This window comes from Acidobacteriota bacterium, assembly GCA_016716905.1.
GTDB lineage: Bacteria > Acidobacteriota > Vicinamibacteria > Vicinamibacterales > SCN-69-37 > SYFT01.
The window spans coordinates 1,195,026-1,212,613 of record JADJUS010000022.1 but is presented as its reverse complement, the minus strand read 5'-3'; the positions used below and the strand labels follow the sequence as shown (position 1 = coordinate 1,212,613).

At 63.8% G+C, this 17,588-nt stretch carries 17 protein-coding genes and 1 pseudogene; 3 read left to right on the top strand and 15 right to left on the bottom strand.

Going from position 1 to position 17,588, the window contains the following annotated elements; genetic code table 11:
• Positions 1–27: 27 nt before the first annotated feature.
• The 6 genes and pseudogenes from IPL75_21425 to IPL75_21400 form a co-directional block, all read right to left on the bottom strand.
• Positions 28–1,338 carry a hypothetical protein gene (locus tag IPL75_21425; GenBank protein ID MBK9242758.1) on the bottom strand — a complete coding sequence of 437 codons (1,311 nt, stop codon included), beginning with the start codon at positions 1,336–1,338 and terminating at the stop codon, positions 28–30.
• Positions 1,338–2,329 (bottom strand): annotated as a pseudogene (locus tag IPL75_21420) (aminopeptidase). The gene IPL75_21425 and the pseudogene IPL75_21420 overlap by 1 nt, the downstream one beginning before the upstream one ends.
• Before the next feature lie 40 nt (positions 2,330–2,369).
• The gene (locus tag IPL75_21415; GenBank protein MBK9242757.1) at positions 2,370–2,906 is read right to left on the bottom strand and encodes a Uma2 family endonuclease; all 537 of its coding nucleotides are present in this window, start codon (positions 2,904–2,906) and stop codon (positions 2,370–2,372) included.
• A gap of 258 nt (positions 2,907–3,164) precedes the next feature.
• Positions 3,165–4,274: a carboxylate-amine ligase gene (locus tag IPL75_21410; GenBank protein ID MBK9242756.1), complete on the bottom strand. Its 1,110-nt coding sequence runs from the start codon at positions 4,272–4,274 to the stop codon at positions 3,165–3,167.
• A gap of 34 nt (positions 4,275–4,308) precedes the next feature.
• Positions 4,309–5,241, bottom strand: coding sequence for a hypothetical protein (locus IPL75_21405; GenBank protein ID MBK9242755.1), 933 nt, complete (start codon positions 5,239–5,241; stop codon positions 4,309–4,311).
• Positions 5,242–5,298: 57 nt separating this feature from the next.
• Positions 5,299–6,012: an esterase family protein gene (locus IPL75_21400; GenBank protein ID MBK9242754.1), complete on the bottom strand. Its 714-nt coding sequence runs from the start codon at positions 6,010–6,012 to the stop codon at positions 5,299–5,301.
• A gap of 22 nt (positions 6,013–6,034) precedes the next feature.
• Between IPL75_21400 and IPL75_21395 the strand changes: the two genes are divergently transcribed.
• The 3 genes from IPL75_21395 to IPL75_21385 all read left to right on the top strand — a co-directional run bounded on the left by IPL75_21395 (position 6,035) and on the right by IPL75_21385 (position 7,517).
• The gene (locus IPL75_21395; GenBank protein MBK9242753.1) at positions 6,035–6,805 is read left to right on the top strand and encodes an alpha/beta hydrolase; all 771 of its coding nucleotides are present in this window, start codon (positions 6,035–6,037) and stop codon (positions 6,803–6,805) included.
• Between the two features lie 93 nt (positions 6,806–6,898).
• Positions 6,899–7,102, top strand: a complete 204-nt coding sequence (locus IPL75_21390) for a dodecin domain-containing protein (GenBank protein ID MBK9242752.1) — start codon at positions 6,899–6,901, stop codon at positions 7,100–7,102.
• A 31-nt stretch (positions 7,103–7,133) separates the two neighbouring features.
• Complete coding sequence (locus IPL75_21385; protein MBK9242751.1) at positions 7,134–7,517, top strand: LysM peptidoglycan-binding domain-containing protein; 384 nt, start codon at positions 7,134–7,136, stop codon at positions 7,515–7,517.
• Positions 7,518–7,588: 71 nt separating this feature from the next.
• On the opposite strand, the gene IPL75_21380 is transcribed toward IPL75_21385, so the two are convergent.
• Genes IPL75_21380 through argJ form a run of 9 tightly spaced genes read right to left on the bottom strand, consistent with a single transcriptional unit; the run spans position 7,589 to position 17,588 of the window.
• On the bottom strand, positions 7,589–8,497 hold the full coding sequence (locus IPL75_21380; GenBank protein MBK9242750.1) for an Ig-like domain-containing protein: 909 nt from the start codon (positions 8,495–8,497) through the stop codon (positions 7,589–7,591).
• Positions 8,494–9,423 carry a hypothetical protein gene (locus IPL75_21375; protein MBK9242749.1) on the bottom strand — a complete coding sequence of 310 codons (930 nt, stop codon included), beginning with the start codon at positions 9,421–9,423 and terminating at the stop codon, positions 8,494–8,496. The genes IPL75_21380 and IPL75_21375 overlap by 4 nt, the downstream gene beginning before the upstream one ends.
• A gap of 2 nt (positions 9,424–9,425) precedes the next feature.
• Positions 9,426–10,214, bottom strand: a complete 789-nt coding sequence (locus tag IPL75_21370) for a hypothetical protein (GenBank protein ID MBK9242748.1) — start codon at positions 10,212–10,214, stop codon at positions 9,426–9,428.
• 42 nt (positions 10,215–10,256) lie between these two features.
• Positions 10,257–11,720, bottom strand: a complete 1,464-nt coding sequence (locus tag IPL75_21365; GenBank protein MBK9242747.1) for an amidohydrolase family protein — start codon at positions 11,718–11,720, stop codon at positions 10,257–10,259.
• An 11-nt stretch (positions 11,721–11,731) separates the two neighbouring features.
• Positions 11,732–14,371, bottom strand: a complete 2,640-nt coding sequence (locus tag IPL75_21360) for an amidohydrolase family protein (GenBank protein MBK9242746.1) — start codon at positions 14,369–14,371, stop codon at positions 11,732–11,734.
• Between the two features lie 34 nt (positions 14,372–14,405).
• Positions 14,406–14,861, bottom strand: coding sequence for a hypothetical protein (locus IPL75_21355; GenBank protein MBK9242745.1), 456 nt, complete (start codon positions 14,859–14,861; stop codon positions 14,406–14,408).
• Positions 14,862–14,865: 4 nt separating this feature from the next.
• Positions 14,866–15,429, bottom strand: a complete 564-nt coding sequence (locus tag IPL75_21350) for an inorganic diphosphatase (protein MBK9242744.1) — start codon at positions 15,427–15,429, stop codon at positions 14,866–14,868.
• A gap of 9 nt (positions 15,430–15,438) precedes the next feature.
• On the bottom strand, positions 15,439–16,368 hold the full coding sequence (gene argF / locus IPL75_21345) for an ornithine carbamoyltransferase (GenBank protein MBK9242743.1): 930 nt from the start codon (positions 16,366–16,368) through the stop codon (positions 15,439–15,441).
• Entirely contained in the window at positions 16,365–17,588 is a 1,224-nt protein-coding gene (gene argJ / locus IPL75_21340) for a bifunctional glutamate N-acetyltransferase/amino-acid acetyltransferase ArgJ (protein ID MBK9242742.1), read from the bottom strand. Before argJ ends, argF begins: the two co-directional genes overlap by 4 nt.

Here is a 17,588-nt window from a genome sequence, read left to right as displayed (position 1 = left end):
TCCCCAGTTCCCCAGTTCCTCAGTTCCTCAGTTCCCCATTTCCATGAGCGCGGCAGAGGCGCCGACAAAGCGCAGCCCCTTGTTATGGTCCACGCCCATCATCTTGCCGCGGCCCATGCGCACAAGCGGCATCACCGCGCGGTAGCCGTCGCCCTCGCGCACCATCATGATCCGCAACTCGGCCTGCGTGTCTCCAGCCGGTGTGCGGATGAGCGGGGTGAAAGCCACGCGCCGCTGAAGCACGTACAGATGTCGCTGGTCGTCGGGAATCGCCGCGATGTCCGCGTTGGTCGGACTGAAGATGATGCCGCCGCCGGCGAATGAAAACAGCGGCTTCAGCAGCCATTCATCGCGGTCATCCGGCATCGCCTTCACGTTCGAGAGAAAGTGCGTCTCGGGAACCCACGGGTGTGTGATCCACGGGATTGAGAACTTGCTGATCCGGAAAAACCAGTCGGGGCCGCCGATCCACTCCACGTCCAGATCGTCGCGATAGTCGAACGGCATCGGGGCGCCTGAGCGCTCGAGTTCGTCGGGGATCACCCGGTTGTAGATGCGTACGATTGGCGTGAGCACACCATCGCGCTTGTAGAACAGGCGCCGGCCCTCGCGGATGATCTCGCGCGTATCGAGCGGACGAATGCCCCACGTGTTCTCGGTCACCGTGAAATCAGGCAGCGTCTTCTGCCGCCGCGGCTCGATCTCCATGAGGATGACTGACGCGGGGTCATGTTCACCGACCAGGGTCCTGCGCATGAGCTCGAGGTAGGAGCTGCGATTCAATCCGCTGAGGTAGGGGTTGAAGATTCGGGAAGAGAGGGGGACGGGTCTCGATCTGTGGCCATAAGACCTCTGAGGTCTGACCTCAGAGGTCATTTCTCCCGCCACAGATCGAGACCCGTCCCCTTCAAGTCCGAGATGCCCGCTCTCTCCCAGATGCCCAAGTGCGGTCTCCGCGAGCAGCATCTGGAACCCGTAGAGCGACGGGAACGCCTGCAGCTCTACCAGTCGGCCTTCGATCGCGCCGGAGTCGGTGCGGACAAGGCCGAAGTCCACTTGCACACACGTGGGCAGCGTTTCGCCATTCGCCAGGCGGAAGCGCTCGGGGACCATCGCGTCAGCCGCCGTGCGATACGCGGCGTTGTTGAGCAGTTGCCGCGTCATGACCTGCGCGGCCTCAACCAGGGAGTCCAGCAGTGACGATGGGAAGAAGCAGGGTGTTTCTGAGAGCCTGAACTCTATCGGCACGCCCGCGCCGGTGGTGACGGCATCCACAAACGCGCGGTACTGCTCCTCGGTGAATTCCTGATTAAAGCGGTCGCGCGCCCAGGCCAGCATCAGATCAGGAAGCGGCCGTGGTCCATGATCTGTTCGTCATCCACCCAGATGTCGAAGTTGGCGCCCACCACGTCGATGTGTGTGGAGGAATACCAATCGGCTCCGGTGTGCGCGCCGTACGGGTTGCCGAACGCGATGTGGATGCCCGGGAATTTTTCGTCCTGCAGGATGTGGCCGATGATCTCGTGCAGCTGGATGTTCGTGCCGATCGCGAATTCACCCACCCGGTCGCTGTTTTCATCCGTGTGCGTGTACGCCCAGAAGTCGTCGCGCAGGGCCTGGTTGGACGACTCAGCTGACACGAGACGGTTCTTCTCGATGCGCACCGTCAGGGGCGTGTCCTTGAGGTTGCCGTAGCGGTCGCACAGCCAGTCGCCGACGACGCCGTCGATGACGAAGGTGCCGTTCACTTCGCCGGGGCTTGTGAAGACCTCGCCGCCGGGCAGGTTGCCCCACTTTTCAGGGGAGATCAGGCCGCTGGTTTTCACCCAGCGATAGTCCGGATTGAGGTCCGCCGTGAAGTCACTGCCCGCCGGCGTGGTGGCCCTGACCTTTTCGCCGACCGCACCTTCCCGATGACCCGCGCGCTGATGTCATCCACCTTGTGGAAGTCGGCCCGCATGCCTTCGAGCATGATCTGCCGGTTGATATTCACCATGTGCGCATGACGCATGCGTCGTCGATTGACGATGTCGGTCATCTGCATGCGGGAGCCAAGCTCGTTGGCCTGCACTCGCGCGGCGAAGATGCTGACCTGGCTGAGCTCCATGTCTGCGGCAATGCGAGGCGGCAGGTCCTTGAGGGGGCGGGCCGCCTCGTCTTCCAGTACGAACAGGGCGTATTCGGCGCCAACGTTCGTGATTTCTTCGATCAGGGCATCTGCGATGTCCCGCGTTTCCCGATCGGTAATGACCGTCACTCGCTCATGAGGCTGGACGCTCAGGCAGACCTTGATGGCATTCTCAGCGCCAGGCTGAAGTTCACTCGACATACATCTCCGGCAGTCGAGGATATCACCGGAGCGGGCCGTGTTATGCGCGTTCCAGCACAGACCGAATCGTCCGCCTGAAGCCGGGCAGGACGTGGGACTCAATGGGCGCGTTCGCCCCGAACGTCACACGCGAGCAGACCGCGCCGTCCTCGCAGGCCAGAACATGGAGCTGCGACTCGTGCTGGTTGTACAGCCAGATTTCCCGAACCCCATAACGGGCAAACCAGCCCACGCGTTCGTCAAGTCCGCCAATTCTCGGACGCGGAGAGAGCACCTCGATGACCAGATCCGGCGCGCCGTGAATCCGGTCCGTCACGATATCGCCGCGCGATGCCGAGACGAACAGCAGGTCCGGTTGCAGCACCAGGGCCTGAGCGCGGTCGAGTACCACGTCGATGGGCGCCACAAACACCTCGCCGGCGTGTGTCTGTTCCGCATGCGCCTGCAGTGCCGTGGCCAGCCGCAACACCACGCGCTGATGGCTCACAGACGGCGCGTCCGCCACCCGCATGACGCCATAAATCAACTCCTGCGGAATCAGCTGTTCTGGGGTGGCAAAGTACTCGGCAATAGTCATTCGACCCTCCTGACCTGGGCGTGGGGTGTTTCCTGATCGTGGTTCACGCGGCAGCGCATACGTTGAGCGTGCCTCCGGCTGCGGCTCGGTCTCAGCCGAAAAAACTCCTTCGATGTGTTCCATGACGACGACGGTGCCATCGTCGTCGCCGAGAGGTCAAGAAGAAACGGCGGTAGGTTGAAAATTGTTGTACAGGACCCGCCTTCGCCAAGGCTACGGCGAGGCAAGCCCTGGACTCTGGACCCTGGACTCTGGACTCTAAAGTCCGTGTCTCGTTTCCGCGATCATGTAATTGACGACGGCTTTGAGATCGTGGCCGGACTCTTCGTAGACGCGCAGTTGGCGATCTGCGCCGGTGCCGTTTTCCAGGATCCATCGCACCACGTTCACGGCGTCCCTCGATCCCAACTCATCCAGCACATCGTCCACCCAATCGAGGTATTCGAGGAGCAGTTCGCGTTCGGGGACTTCGCGTTCCTTGCCGAAGTCGATGAGCATGCCGTCGATGCCGTACCGCGACGCGCGCCACTTGTTTTCCATCAGCAGGGCGCGGCTGTAGACGCGCCAGCTTTGATTCTTGGCGTGCAGGCGGTAGAGCTTGACCATCGTCGCCTGGATGAGCGCCGCGATCGCGATTGTCTCCTCTACGCGCAGAGGGATGTCGCAGATCCGCACTTCGAGCGTGTCGAACACCGGGTGCGGCCTGACGTCCCACCAGATCTTCTTGGCGTTGTCGATCGATCGAGTCTTGACGAGCAGGGAAACAAAGTTCTCGAAGTCGGCCCAGGAGCTGAAGGTGTCCGGGATGTTGGTGCGCGGAAAACGATCGAACACTTTGCAGCGGTACGACTTCAGACCGGTGTTCATCCCGATCCAGAAGGGGGAGTTCGTGGAGATGGCCAGCAGATGCGGCAGGAAGTACCGCATCTGGTTCATCAGATGGATCAGGGTTTCGCGGTCTTCGATGCCCACGTGCACGTGCAGGCCGAAGATCAGGTTGGCCCGCGCCACGATCTGCATGTCTTCCACGACCTGCACGTAGCGTTCGTCGGGCGAAATGTCCTGCACGCGCCAGTCGGCGAACGGGTGCGTGGCCCCGGCGATCATCAACAGGCCGTTTTCTTCGGTGAGGCCGATCATCTGACGCCGAAGGTCGCGCAGGTCCAGATCCGCCTCGGCCACCGTACGGCAGACGCCGGTCCCGACCTCGACCACCGACTGGTGCATCTCGGTCTTGACCTTCTCCTTCATCCGCCGCTTGCCTTCTTCGAAGATCTCCGTCTGGATATGGGATCGAAGATCGTAGGTGCGCGGATCGATGGTCTGGTATTCCTCTTCGATCCCGAGTGTAAAGGACGGTGTACTCATAAGGCCTTCGGAGGCCGGGTCTTCAGACCCGGCGTTACCCCTTCAGAAGCGCGTCCCAGCGATAGGTGGGCGGAGCAGGGGGCGCGAGCGCTTTCTTGACGGCCAGATCCGCCACGGCGTCCACGATCCATGCGAAGTTGGCTTCACCCACCGAGCGCCGGTCGGCGTCAGGCGCAGGGTTCATGAAGTCGATGGCATACGGAATGCCGTCCTCGACAGCAAACTCCACGGTGTTCAGGTCGTAACCCAGAGCGCGGCACAGCGTCAGCGCGTCGCGTTCCACGCGCGCGATGAGTGCCGGGTCGTAGGCCGGCGGGTCCAGCACATACCGTTCGGCGTGTGGCCGCCTCGGGTCATACGGCATGATGTGGACCTTCTCCTGGCCGATGACGTAGCAGCGGAAATATTCCTTGAAGTTCACGGCTTTCTGCAGCGTCATGCACAACGTGCCCGACTGGTCGTAGGCCACAAACAGTTCCTTGGCCGAGCGCACCTGGAAGACGTCCTTCCATCCGCCGCCGTCAAACGGCTTGAGGAAGGCCGGGAACCCGATGTATGCAAACACATCTTCCCAGTTCAACGGGTATTGCAGGTTGCGCATCGACTGGCCGGATGTGCCCGGCGGGTGGTCTTTGTGGGGAAGGATGACCGTGGGCGGGACGGCCACGCCCAACCGCTGCGCCAGCGCATAGTTGAAGAACTTGTCGTCGGCGCTCCACCAGAACGGGTTGTTGATCACCGCCGTGCCGCTCAGCGCGCAATTTTTCAGGTACGCACGATAAAACGGGATGTCGTGCGAAATGCGATCGACGATCACGCGGTACCGCGAGGGTTCATCCATGCGGACGGCGCCGATGTTCACGAACTCGGCCGACACCCCGGGCACACCCATGCCATTGATCCGCTCCACCAGCGCCGGCGGAAACGTCTCTTCCATCCCGAACAACACACCAATCAATCCCGCCATTTACTAAATCCCTTTCCTTCGGACCCTGGACTCTGGACTCTGGACCCGGGACCGCGTCTACGGCACGTAGACTGCCGCCATTTTCTTCCATTCCGGCCAATCGTGCTCGGAACCGTGGCCCCATACATGAAGACTGTTGGGAATGCCCTTCTGGTCCAGGAGCCGCGCGGCCTCTTCAGTGCTGGCCCGGCAGATGTCGTTTTCGCCGGTGACCAGCACCCATTTGTTCTGGCGGTACCGGTCCAGGAACCAGGAGTCTTCCAGGTTAGGCAGGAAGAGCGGCGGCGACAGCAGGTAGGCGTCGGTATCGGAATAGCCGTTGAGGAACCGCATGATGTCGAACGCGCCTCCCATGCTGATGCACGACGTAAACACATCCGGATGCCGCAGCGCCATCGTCAGGGCGTGGTACGCGCCAAAACTGCAGCCGGTCACCCCTGCGGTGTCGCTTCCCGTTCGTCCTTTGATGAACGGAACCACCTCTCCGGTCAGGTAGCGTTCATATTGCAGATACCGCTGGATGCGGTCGTGAGGATGGATCGAGTCGGCATAAAAGCTCTCAGCGTCCACACTTGAGACGCAGAACAGCTGCAGGGCCCCTGCGCCAATCTTGTCCGCCAGCGCGTCCACCATGCCCCGGTCTTCGTATTCGAAGAAGGCTCCCATTGAGGTGGGGAAGACGATCACAGGACGCCCGGCATGGCCAAACGTCAACATTTCCATGTCCCGGTTCAGGTCTCGTGCAAACCACCGGTGGTACTCGCGACTCATGTCGCCGATACTACGTCATCTGATGCTGCGTCACGACGTTCCTTCTGAATGGATTTCCGGGCCCCGTCGCGTCACCGTCTGGACGGGGGCTGAGGCCGTGTCGGGGTCCCGGGGTCCCGGAGTCCCGGGGTCCGGCACCCCGACGCCGCTCTTGATTTTGCACGACGGGCAGAACCTGTTTGACGGCGAGCGGGCCCATCGTCCCGGCGTGACCTGGCAGGTGGCTGAAACCGCGGCCCGCCTGGTGGAGGAGGGCAAGATTCCTCCGTTGGTCATCGCAGGCATCGACCATGCCGCAGAGGAGAGGATCCTCGAAATGACCCCCACCGAGGGCAACCATTCCGGCGCCGGCCAGGCCTCGCGCTACGGGCGATTCGTCGTTGAAGAGCTGGTGCCGTTTCTAGAGGCCGAATACGGCGTTGACACCCGGGCCGGCCGCCTGGCGATGGGCGGCTCCTCATTGGGCGGTCTGGTGACGCTGGCCATCGCCCAGCAGTATCCGGCACGCTTTGGCCGTCTGCTGGTCATGTCTCCGTCACTCTGGTGGGACGAGGCGGTGATGTTGACGCGGGTGCGTCGCCAGCCCTTCGCGCCGGCGACGCGGGTGTGGCTCGACGTCGGGCTCAAGGAGGGCCGGCAAACCGCGGCCAACGTGCGCAAATTGCGGCGCCTGCTGTTGGATCAGCTCGATGCCGGCAACGTAAACGGTGCCGACGATCCGCTCGGCGACCACTCCGAGGATCGCTGGGCGAAGCGACTGCCTGAGGCGATGGTCTGGCTGTTTGGTTCCTGATCACACCTGCCCAGAAGTGTGCTGTTCCGCACTTCAGGCGCCCGTCGTTCCGCCGTATCCTTGGGCGTTTGGCAGACACTCAGGAGGACAACTATGTCAGTAGCGAAGGTGAGCGAGATCAGTTCCACATCCACGAAGAGTTTTGAGGACGCCATTCAGCAGGGCCTGGCGCGCGCCAGCAAGACGCTTCGGAACATCCGTGGGGCATGGATCAAGGAACAGCACGTGCGGTGCGACGACGGCCGCGTGACCGAGTATCAGGTCAACATGATGGTGACCTTCGTACTTGATGAATAGAATCGGCGCAGATTTTCAACAGGGGTGACTTATGGGATTGAGAGACACGTACGCGTACGCAATTCAGACGGCGAAGGGCAAGTTTCACGGTAGCGCCGACGAGCGCGATGGGAAGCTCCACTTCAAGGGCACCGTGGCCACTGAGGACGAAAAGAACGAACTCTGGACGGCCATCAAGACGATTCCAACCTGGAAGAACGACATCGTCGCCGACATTCAGGTCACAGGTGGCCCGGCAGCTGCGGCGCCCGCAGCCGCCAAGACGTACACCGTGAAGGCCGGCGACACCCTCGGCGCCATCGCCAAGGCGCATCTCGGCAATGCCGGGGCGTACATGAAGATCTTCGAGTTGAACAAGGATCAGTTGAGCGATCCAGACAAGATCAAGCCCGGACAGGTCCTGCGCCTGCCGTAAAGCGGTTGTGACATGCCTGTAGCCGGACCTGAAGACCCGGCTACAGGCATGCGGTTTAGCGGCTCAACGCGTTACTGGGCGGAGAACTTGGTCACGCGTGTGCCGGCGATCTCGAAGCTCGTGATTCGCGACCGGCAGTCGTTTGCGTTCGCCTTACACACCAGATGAATCGAGCCACTTCCTACGCCTCCGGCGACGATGGCACCAAACGGCGCGCTTCGGATTTCCCAGTCGCTGCTGTTGGACGTGGCAGCCCACCCGCATCCAGGGGATGCGGTCACAGAAACCTCAAGACTCGCGTGGCTGACCATGAACCCGGCGTCAGGCCGGAGCGACGTTGGCGAGGTGGCAAACGTGCATCCGGCCGGAGTCACCCACAGTTCGGCCGTGCCCGTCACGCCCCTGAACGTGGCCGACACAGTGGTGCGGCCCTCCTGGAGACTGGTGACCTGCCCTTTGGCACTGACCGATGCAATCGCCGAATCGGCCACACTCCACACGGCTTCCTGCGTGGCGTCGCCCGCATCAAGGCCATTGCTCAGGTGGTACCTCGCGCTCAGGGCCACCGACTTTCCCACGGGCAAACTGGGTGACGCCGCTCCAAGAGCAATCGCCACTCTCTCGATTGGATACACCGTCACGGTGAAGCTCAACGCCACGGATTGATACTGCACGTAGACACTCGCGGCCCCTGGGCGGATGGCGGTCGCCAGTCCTGCCGGCGTGATCGTCATGACATCGGGCGTCAGTGAAATCCAATTCGATTCTGTCGAAACCGATCGTGTGGTGCCGTCGGAAAAGCTGGCGTCCACCGTCAGCTGCCGCGTCTGGCCGGGCGCAAGGCCGTAGCTGAACTTGCCGAACGAGGTGGAGACGAGTGACGTTGGCTGAGTCTCGGGAGAGGTTGGAGTCGTGGCGGAACTTCCGCACGCCGCCAGCGTCAGGGCGCAGGCCAGTGCGACGGACCGAGTCGGCCTCATCGTCGAAGTCTAGCAGGGCCTCGCACGGGTGTCTGCTTTCGGAGAATCCGCGCGACTCCGCCATCGTTGGCTGTGGCTGGACAACCGCTCAGGTCGTCCTCGTTGAAATAACTCTCGCAGATCCACCAACGATTGCCGACGTAGACCATCGTCAGCTCGAAGTCGCCGCAGGTCTCGCCACGAAACCTGGGGTCGTCCCTGCGCTGGTCGACGTACAACGTGGCCGAATGAACGGTTCCCGAATTCGCTCCGAAGAACACGACGTCCTGGTTCAGGATCTGAGCGCTGATCACCAGGTAGTCGTCGCGGTGAGCCTCAATCTGCTTTAGTTCGGCCGTTCGACCCTCGGGAAGATTGGCGCAGGCGTCGGCGAAATCGACCATACACGCTTCCGCGGGGACGCTGGAGTTGCCAAACAGGTCCACGAGGAACTTCCGCGCCAGTTCCTTCACTTCCGCGACGGAGTCGTGAACCCGGAACGCCGCCGAGGTTCTGGTGACCACGAATTGCTGCTTGACCACGACGTTATTCACGACAGCATCGTAGGTATCGGTCACCGTCAGCGTGACGACCACATCAGCACCGGCCTTGATGCCCGCAGGCACGCGGAAGGTCGCCGCGGCACTGGTACCCGTGATCGTGCCGGTGCTCGCGGTCCACTGGTACGCAAGCTGGGACAGGGGAGTCTCCGCGTCTTCCACAACCGCTGTGATGTTGATGTCCGCTCCGGCCTCGACGCGTGCGGAGGGAACCGCGATCGACCGGATCACCGGTGGCGTGGCCGGGCCCACGACCGGTGGAGGCGGAGGCGCGGGAGGAGAAGGCGCGGACGGCCCGGCGCACGAAGCCGCCAGGGCGACCGCGATTGCGGCGAAGTGTCGACGCTTTCTCCGGCGGAAGTCCGGCGACTGATCGGGGTCCCTCATCTTCAAGCCTTTCGGACAAAGTACCGAAATGAGCGCCACTCGGGGCCCGCCCGCGGGTCGTCTTCAATCGCGACGATGTCGCCACCGCCCGATTGCAGGCAGTCCACGGCAGCCTCTTTCGCCATGCCGTACATGGGGAATGCCTCCGGCTCGCTCGTTCCGGGCACGATGGGCTTCAGTGCGAGGTCACCCGCGCCATAGGCGGGCACCGGGCTTTCGTCCATTTCGAGCCTGGCAGGGGAGTCACTGGCCTGAGCGACGACCGACACCAGTGCCCTGGCGCGAGGCGAGCCCTTCGCGGCAAACCACGAAATGCCCTCATGAACCACATCGACCTCAAGCCGGTATTTCCCCGCAGTCCGGGGCGCCGTCACTGACAGGTCAACTTCGAATGTTCCGCCGACCGGTACCACTTGCGGCATCGACGCGCGGCCGTCATCCTGCGCCACCATCAATTCGCCGCTCTCATCGAACCAGTGGTCGCCGACCCGCAACGAGCCGACTTCCCGTTGCACCCATGGGGTTGGACTTGTATTCGTGACGCGCACAACGATCTGCCGCGTTTCGCCGCCGGCCATCGTGCCGGGCACGCTCCGGCACAGATCGAGATTCGCCTGGTACGCCGAATCTACCATCGGGCGGATCTCGCGCTCGCCCTGCTTCATGAAGTCGCGCAGGTCCCATGCCCGATGACGCTTGTCGTCGGACGAGAGTACCGCCCACAGGGGATCGAACCGGGCATGGTCGTCCCAAAGAGCCGGAAGCCCCCGGTGGGCTGAATGTTCAGTCACTTCGCCATTTCGGTCATTTGTGACATTTGTCCACTACGCTGATCATCGACCCCCGCCGCGGCCCCCGCGCCCCGCGCCGCCTCCAGCGGTCGCTGTGATCTCAATGGGTCGTCCGTCGATAAACACGTGACGCACACGCGTGGCGGTTTCAAACAGATCGCCGTCGGTGACGAGGATGTTCGCGATCTTGCCTTGTTCGATTGAGCCCACGCGGTCGGCCGCACCGGCGATTCGCGCGGCCTCAAGGGTTAGCGCCTTGAGCGCGGCGTCAGCCGTCAGGTTGCCTTCTTTGACCGTGCGCGCCGCATTGCGCACAAAGTCCGACGGCAGCAGGGTGCCGCCGCTCGTGAACGCAAACGGCACTCCGGCCTGCGCCAGCATCGCGGGCACCTTCGGCGCATCGGCGGCCGCCTGCATCGCACGCAACGAATCGCCGCCACCGCCGCCGCGACCTCCGCCCCCGCCCCCGCCCCCGGCGGCTCCCGGGCCGCCGCCACGGAAGTTGACGCCGTAGATCACGCGGGCCTTCGCCTTCTGCAGGTCCGCGATTCGGCTTGCCGCGCCCGAGCCGCCCACGATGATCGGGTCGAGGCCGAAGTCACGCGCCATCAGTAGCGACCGGTCGATCTCTCGGCCTTCGTTGGCGTCGAATGCCACCGGCATCTGCTTCGCGAGCGCCGGCTTGAGCGCGTCAAGCGACGGCTCCACGAGCGGCCGTGGCCCACGAGCGCCGGTCTTTTCGTAGATTGCCGTGGCATCACGCTGCCACTGCGCGTCCAGGAATCCCTGACGCGTGAACGCAATCGTGCCGAGGAGCGAATTGGGGTATCCCGTGCCGCCCCCGCGTCCGCCGATGTTCACGTGCTGGGCGACAGGCGCCTTCACCACCGCGAGGCCGCGGCGATAGTCTGCGATCGTGCTGATCTGCGGATCCTCGGGCGGGTACATGGTGTTGACCAGTGCGCTCTGGCCCTTGAAGATGCCCTGCGAGGGCACCGCCAGCACGCTCGTGATACCGGCCTGAGCCATCTGGCCCAGCGCATCGCTCGCCTCAACGAGATTCTCAGCTGCCTGATAGTCGGGACGCAGAATCGCCGCGCGCTTCGCGCGGTCAGCTTCTTCAAGCGTGGCAAACGTCGCGCCTCCTCCGCCGCCACGACCCCCGCCACCACCGCGGCCCGCCGCCGGATCCTGTCCGGCTGGCGCGGACGCCTCAAGCGGTGCCGCACTGGCCATGTCGATCAGGCCCGGGTAGACCGTCAACCCCGTGCCGTCGGTGACGATGGCATCAGCCGGGATGGCGATGTTTGCCCCCACCGCCTGGATCACGCCATCGCGCATGACGATGGATCCGTTGTCAATCACCGCGCCCGAGACCGTGACGATTTTCGCGCCCTTGATGGCGTACGTGAGGCCGGCCGGTGCCGCGCCCCCCGTGAGTGTGAACGTGAGCGTCGCGACGAGAATCGCAGCGCCCTGAATGATGAATGTTCTCAGGTTTCGCATGTCGATTTCTCCTACTGACGACCCATGTAACGGTTGAAGAGTTCGGTCTGCTTGTTCTGCAGCAGCACTTCCTTGCCCGCAATGACCACGTGCAGCACACGCGAACGGATTTCCATCGCGTCGCCGTTGGTCACCACCAGGTTGGCCACCTTGCCGGGCTCAATGCTGCCCACAAGCGCGTCGGCGCCAAAGATCTTTGCGGCATCAAGCGTCATCGCCCGCAGCGCGCGTTCTTTGCTGAGCCCCCACGCCACCGAGATGGCCGCCTGAAAAGGAATCAGGCGAACGGTTTCAAACCCGCCGCTCGAGAAGGCAAACGTCACGCCGGCCTTTTCCAGTTCGCCGGCGGCCTGATACGTCGCCGCGTGGAAGACATCATCCCCCTGTGGCAACGCCAGCACCGTGCTGATGATCACCGGCACGCTGGCGGCCTTGAGCGCAGCGGCGCTCGCCACAGCGGTCGCCGGACTCGTGCGAATCACGATGTTCACGTTCTGGCGCTGCGCCCAGGCAATCGCCTGCGTGATCGCGGCTTCGCTGCCGGCGCTGATGTAAAACGCCTGCTGCTTGTTGAGGATGGGCAGGAAGGGCTCGAGGTTCCAGTTCTTCTCTCGCGCCGGATTGGTCCCATAGACCTTGGCCTGTGCCAGCAGCGCTTCAAGCTCGCGCAGTCCGGAATTGCCGCCGGCGCCGCCCGCGCGGCCGCCCGCCGGGAACCCGCCGCCGCGGCCTCCGCCACCTCCACCCGGGAATGAAAACGCCAGCCCCGCAGCCGGCCGCACGACGTTTTCTTCCCACGTCCAGCCATCAAGGTTCATGAGCGGTACTTCGCCGCCGATGATGCCGCCACCGGGGAAGATGCCCGCCGACGTGATGCCTTCGGTGCGCGCCACCGCGATAGCGTCGCTGTCGGACTGGTACGCCACGCGCGTACGCAGCATCTGGTTGAACGCCAGCATCTCATTCACATCGTCATAACTCCGCACACCTGGCTCGTTGAGGCCGAGGTCGGTCTGCGCGTCGATGAATCCGGGATACACGCTGCCGCCCTTGGCGTCCACCACGCGGGCGCCCGAAGGTACGGACACGTTGGCGCCCACTGCCTGAATCAGGTTGCCGCGGATGACGACCGTGCCCTTCGGAATGATCGGGCCGGACACCGGGTGAATGCGCGCGTTGGTGATGGCCCAGGTGCCGCCGTTGGCGTTGTACGCAACCTTGCCGGCCTCAGGCGTGATGTTGAAGAGGTTTGCGGTCACGGCCGGGGCCGCAGCGGCGCCACCGGCACGGCCGCCCGCGCCCGGAAAAGACGCGCGCTGCTTCTCGACGTCGGCCACCCGCGCCAGATCCACCGCACGGTCGTAATAGACCTTGCCGTCAATGTAGGTCTGATCCACCGTGGCAAAGGTGCTGAGCGGATGGCTGTTCCAGAGCACGACGTCGGCGTCCTTGCCGACATCGAGTGAGCCCACGCGATTCTCGATGCGCAGCTGGCGAGCCGGATTCAACGTGACCATCGCGATGGCCTGGTCGTCGCTCACGTCGCCCCAACGCACCGACTTCGCCGCTTCGGTGTTCAGGCGGCGTGCGTGCTCCGCGCTGTCGGAGTTAATCGACACGTTCACGCCCTTGTGGGTCATGAGCCCCGCGTTGCCGGGGATGGCATCTTCGGCTTCGATCTTGTAGCCCCACCAGTCGGAGAACGTCGATGCGCCGGCGCCGTGGGCCGCAATTTCCTTGGCCACTTTGTAGCCTTCCAGCACGTGCTGGAAGGTGGCGACCTTGAAGCCCATCTCATCGGCGACGCGAATCATCATCAGGATTTCATCCGCGCGATACGAGTGGCAGTGCACGAGACGTTTGCCCTCAAGCACTTCCACAAGCGCGTCGAGTTGCAGGTCCCGGCGCGGCGGAATGGTCGTTTGCCCGGACTTCTGCGCGGCGGTGTACGCCGCCCAGTCTTTCTGGTACTTCTTTGCGCGCGTGAACGCGTCGCGGATGACAAACTCCACACCCTGCCGCGTGGCGGGGTAGCGAGCGGGGCCGCCACCCTGCAGGCCACCGGCGCCGCCGCCCTGCCGCTTCGGGTTTTCGCCGAGGGCAAACTTGATCCCGGGCATCGACCCTTCGAAGATCAGGTCGTCACCTTTCTCCACGCCCCAACGCAGCTTGATGGTGACCGAGCCGCCGCCGATCGGATTGGCGCTGCCATGCAGAATGTTGGCGGTGGTGAGGCCGCCTGCCAGGTCGCGCTGAATGGCGATGTTGGTCGGGTTGAGCACCTGGCCCATGTCGGTCATCGAGCTGACCGCCGTGGCGCCTTCATTGATGGCGTCATTGCCGATGTGCGAGTGCGCGTCGATGAGGCCGGGCGTGACGAACTTGCCCGTGCCATCAACCACGGTCGCGCCGGCCGGCACCTGGACGTTTGCGCCGATGGCGGCAATCTTACCGTCACGCAACACGATGGTGCCGTTGTTGATGGTGCCTCGCGATACCGTGATCAGTGTCGCGTTACGAATGGCCACAACCGTTGGGGATGGTGCCTGGGCTGCAGTCTGTCCTGACAACCGGGCGGCGGACGCAGGAATCAGGAACGCTGCAATCAGCGCCAGTCCAACAAAGAGAGAGTGAATACCTCGACGTGCCAATGGTGCCTCCAAGGGGGAAAGAACTGGGGAAACTCTAGCGTACTGAGGAACGCCTGATCACGACCACCCAGTAGGCGCCGGCGGACCAGAGGCCGCACCAGGCGCCCAGCGCGGCCCAGCGCAGTGCCATCTTGACGGTATCGATGTCCGGGGCCGGACGGACGTCGAGCAGGAGATTGGTGCCGATGACGTAGCCGTCAAACAGGATGAAGGGCGTCGCGCCCAGGATGATGCCTGCCATCGCGTGGCGTCTGAAGCCAATGTGTCCGAGGTGCGCCAGCCGATGCGCCAAGGGGCCACCGGCCGCAATGGTCAGGAAGAACGCGACTGGTGCGGAGAAGGCGGCGTAGAGCAGGATGCTTTCACGCACGAGAGGCCAGCCCCGCTCCCCAAACCAGCCCACCTGAAAAAAATGAAGCGCGCCGAACACCGCAGCAATCGCCAGCGGTGTGGCGCACGTCGCGGCGATCACCCCCAACGCAATTCGCATCGTGTCAAACCCGGGCCTTCCCCGTCTTTCCCAGTTCTCCACGGCGCAAGCGGCGATACAGTTCGAGCGCGCTGCGAATGATGACAATCGCTTCCTGCGGCCCGAGCATGTCCTCCACCACCACCTGCTTGTTTTCGAGTGCTTTGTATTCCTCGAAGAACTGGCGCACCTGCCGAAGGATGTGGGTTGGGAGCTGGCTCTTGTCTGTGTAGTCGGCGAACGCAGGGTCCCGCACACTGACGGCGACGATCTTGTCGTCGATGCCCTTCTCATCACGCATGCGCATGACGCCAATCGCGCGGGCTTCCACGATGGTGAGCGGGTGGACGGGGTCCTGGCTCAGCACCAGTGCGTCCAAGGGGTCGCCGTCGTCACAAAACGTCCGGGGGATGAAGCCGTAGTCGGCTGGATAATGCACGGCGCTGTAGAGGACCCGATCGAGCCGGAGCAGCCCCGTTTCCTTGTCGAGTTCGTACTTGTTGGAGCTGCCCTTGGGAATTTCGATGATGACCGGGAACGCCGCGTCAATCTGGGCGTCGTCTATATAGCTGTCGTGCCACGGATGCATGCTCCTAGCCTACCGCGACATCATCGCAAGCAGCGCCTTCTGTGTGTGCAGCCGATTCTCGCTCTGGTCGAAGACAATCGACACGGGTGCGTCAATCACCTCGTCGGTCACCTCATGGCCCCGGTGCGCCGGCAGGCAGTGCATGAACAGGGCATCCTGGCCGGCCTGCGCCATCAGGGCCGCGTTCACCTGGAACGGCTGGAAAATACCCATGCGCCGCTCCGCGTCGTCTTCCTGGCCCATGGAGGCCCAGGCGTCGGTATAGACGGCATCCACGCCCCTGACCGCAGCAGCAGGGTCATGACCCTGCGTGAACGTGGCGCCCAGGCGGGCGACGCGGTGGACCGATTCCGCGAGTCCCGCATGGAGTTCGAATCCTGGCGGTGTCGCCAGGCGCACATGCATGCCGAGCATGACCGAGGCCTGTGCCAGCGATGCCGCCACGTTGTTGCCATCGCCGACAAACGCGATGGTGCGACCCTTCACGTTGCCCCATCGCTCGAGCAGCGCCTGCATGTCGGCAAGCGCCTGGCACGGGTGCTCTTCGTCGGTCAGCGCGTTGATCACGCGCATGCGGTCTGACGCGGCCGCAAAGCGCTCCAATCGCGACTGTTCGAAGGTTCGCACCACCACGATGCGCACCCAGCGTTCGAGGTTGCGGGCCACGTCGCTGGCCGACTCCCGTCCACCAAACGCCACGTCGCTCGAGGGCTCGATCACGTCGCCACCGAGCTCACGCACGGCAATCGTGAACGCGGCGTGTGTGCGCAGGGACGGTTTCTCGAAGAGGAGTGCGACGTGCTGGCCGTCCAGCACCTGCTGGTGCGGCCGCTTCTGCAGTCGATCCGTCTTGAACTCCGCTGCCAGGGCGAGCGCCTGTTCGAGAGCGTGGGGGCTGAGGTTGAGGATGGAAAGAAAGTCCTTGGACTCAAGCGTCACGTGCGGTACTCCGCGTTGATCTTGACGTATTCCTCACTGAAATCGCAGGTCCACATCGTCGCCTCGTCGGTGCCGCCGGTGCCCAGGTCCACCGTAATGACCATCCGTTCCTGCTCAAGCACCGTGGCGGCCGCCGCCGCGCGCTCATCAAACGGCACGCCATGAACGAAGAGATCCACGTCGCCGATGCGCACGGATGCGGCGTCGAGCACAAAGCGGGCGCCCGACCGTCCGGCCGCGGCGATCAGGCGACCCCAATTCGGGTCGCCGCCGTGGATCGCAGTCTTCACGAGCGGCGAATTGCAGATCGTCCTCGCGGCGAGTCTTGCGTCGCCGAGCGACGCGGCTCCGGTAACCCGCACGGTCACGAGTTTGGTTGCGCCCTCGCCGCCCCGGACAATCTCTCGCGCCAGGTGGCCCGCCACCGCGCGCAGCGGTTCCACCAGCGCGGGGTCGGATGGGTCGGTAATCTCCACGCCCGAAAGTCCGGACGCCATCAACAGCACGCAGTCGTTGGTCGAGCATTCGCCATCCACCGTGATGGCGTTGAATGTCTCATCGCACACCTGACGCAGAGCGGCCTTGAGCACCGCGGGAGCCACCTTGGCATCGGTCGTGAGGAAGCCGAGCATGGTGGCCATCCGCGGTTCGATCATGCCCGAGCCCTTGGTCATGCCCCCGACAGTCACGCGGCCTTTCGGCGTGTCGATGACGGCCGCACACGACTTGGGAAACGGGTCGGTCGTCATGATCGCGCGTGTGGCGTCGGGACCGCCGTCGGTGGAAAGCGCCACCGTCGCTGCGGTGATACCCGTCTTGATCTTTCCGAGGTTCAACGGCACACCGATGACACCAGTGGAGGAAACAAAGATGTGACTGGTGTCACAACCCAGCGCCGCCGCTGCTGCCGCCGACATCTGCCGGGCCACTTCCATGCCGGCGTCACCCGTGCACGCGTTGGCGCAGCCGCTGTTGACGACCACGCCCGCGCAGAGGCCACCGGACTGGTCGAGGTGGCCCCGCGAGACCACGACGGGTGCGGCCACGGCCAGGTTCGTGGTGAAGACGGCCGCGGCAGGCACGGGGCCGCGCGTGGACGCAATCAGGCACAAGTCGAGCGGATGTGTGACGGGGTTTGGCTTCTTGATCCCGCAGTAGACGCCGGCCGCAGTGAACCCGGCCGGCGTGGTCACGCCGCCTTCGATGAGACGCGCTGTCAT

Coding starts and splice junctions, on each gene's coding strand:
- IPL75_21425 (MBK9242758.1), bottom strand. CDS start 1,338: ATGCTGGCCTGGGCGCGCGACCGCTTTAATCAGGAATTCACCGAGGAG.
- IPL75_21415 (MBK9242757.1), bottom strand. CDS start 2,906: ATGACTATTGCCGAGTACTTTGCCACCCCAGAACAGCTGATTCCGCAG.
- IPL75_21410 (MBK9242756.1), bottom strand. CDS start 4,274: ATGAGTACACCGTCCTTTACACTCGGGATCGAAGAGGAATACCAGACC.
- IPL75_21405 (MBK9242755.1), bottom strand. CDS start 5,241: ATGGCGGGATTGATTGGTGTGTTGTTCGGGATGGAAGAGACGTTTCCG.
- IPL75_21400 (MBK9242754.1), bottom strand. CDS start 6,012: ATGAGTCGCGAGTACCACCGGTGGTTTGCACGAGACCTGAACCGGGAC.
- IPL75_21395 (MBK9242753.1), top strand. CDS start 6,035: ATGCTGCGTCACGACGTTCCTTCTGAATGGATTTCCGGGCCCCGTCGC.
- IPL75_21390 (MBK9242752.1), top strand. CDS start 6,899: ATGTCAGTAGCGAAGGTGAGCGAGATCAGTTCCACATCCACGAAGAGT.
- IPL75_21385 (MBK9242751.1), top strand. CDS start 7,134: ATGGGATTGAGAGACACGTACGCGTACGCAATTCAGACGGCGAAGGGC.
- IPL75_21380 (MBK9242750.1), bottom strand. CDS start 8,497: ATGAGGCCGACTCGGTCCGTCGCACTGGCCTGCGCCCTGACGCTGGCG.
- IPL75_21375 (MBK9242749.1), bottom strand. CDS start 9,423: ATGAGGGACCCCGATCAGTCGCCGGACTTCCGCCGGAGAAAGCGTCGA.
- IPL75_21365 (MBK9242747.1), bottom strand. CDS start 11,720: ATGCGAAACCTGAGAACATTCATCATTCAGGGCGCTGCGATTCTCGTC.
- IPL75_21355 (MBK9242745.1), bottom strand. CDS start 14,861: ATGCGAATTGCGTTGGGGGTGATCGCCGCGACGTGCGCCACACCGCTG.
- IPL75_21350 (MBK9242744.1), bottom strand. CDS start 15,429: ATGCATCCGTGGCACGACAGCTATATAGACGACGCCCAGATTGACGCG.
- argJ (MBK9242742.1), bottom strand. CDS start 17,588: ATGACAGCGCGTCTCATCGAAGGCGGCGTGACCACGCCGGCCGGGTTC.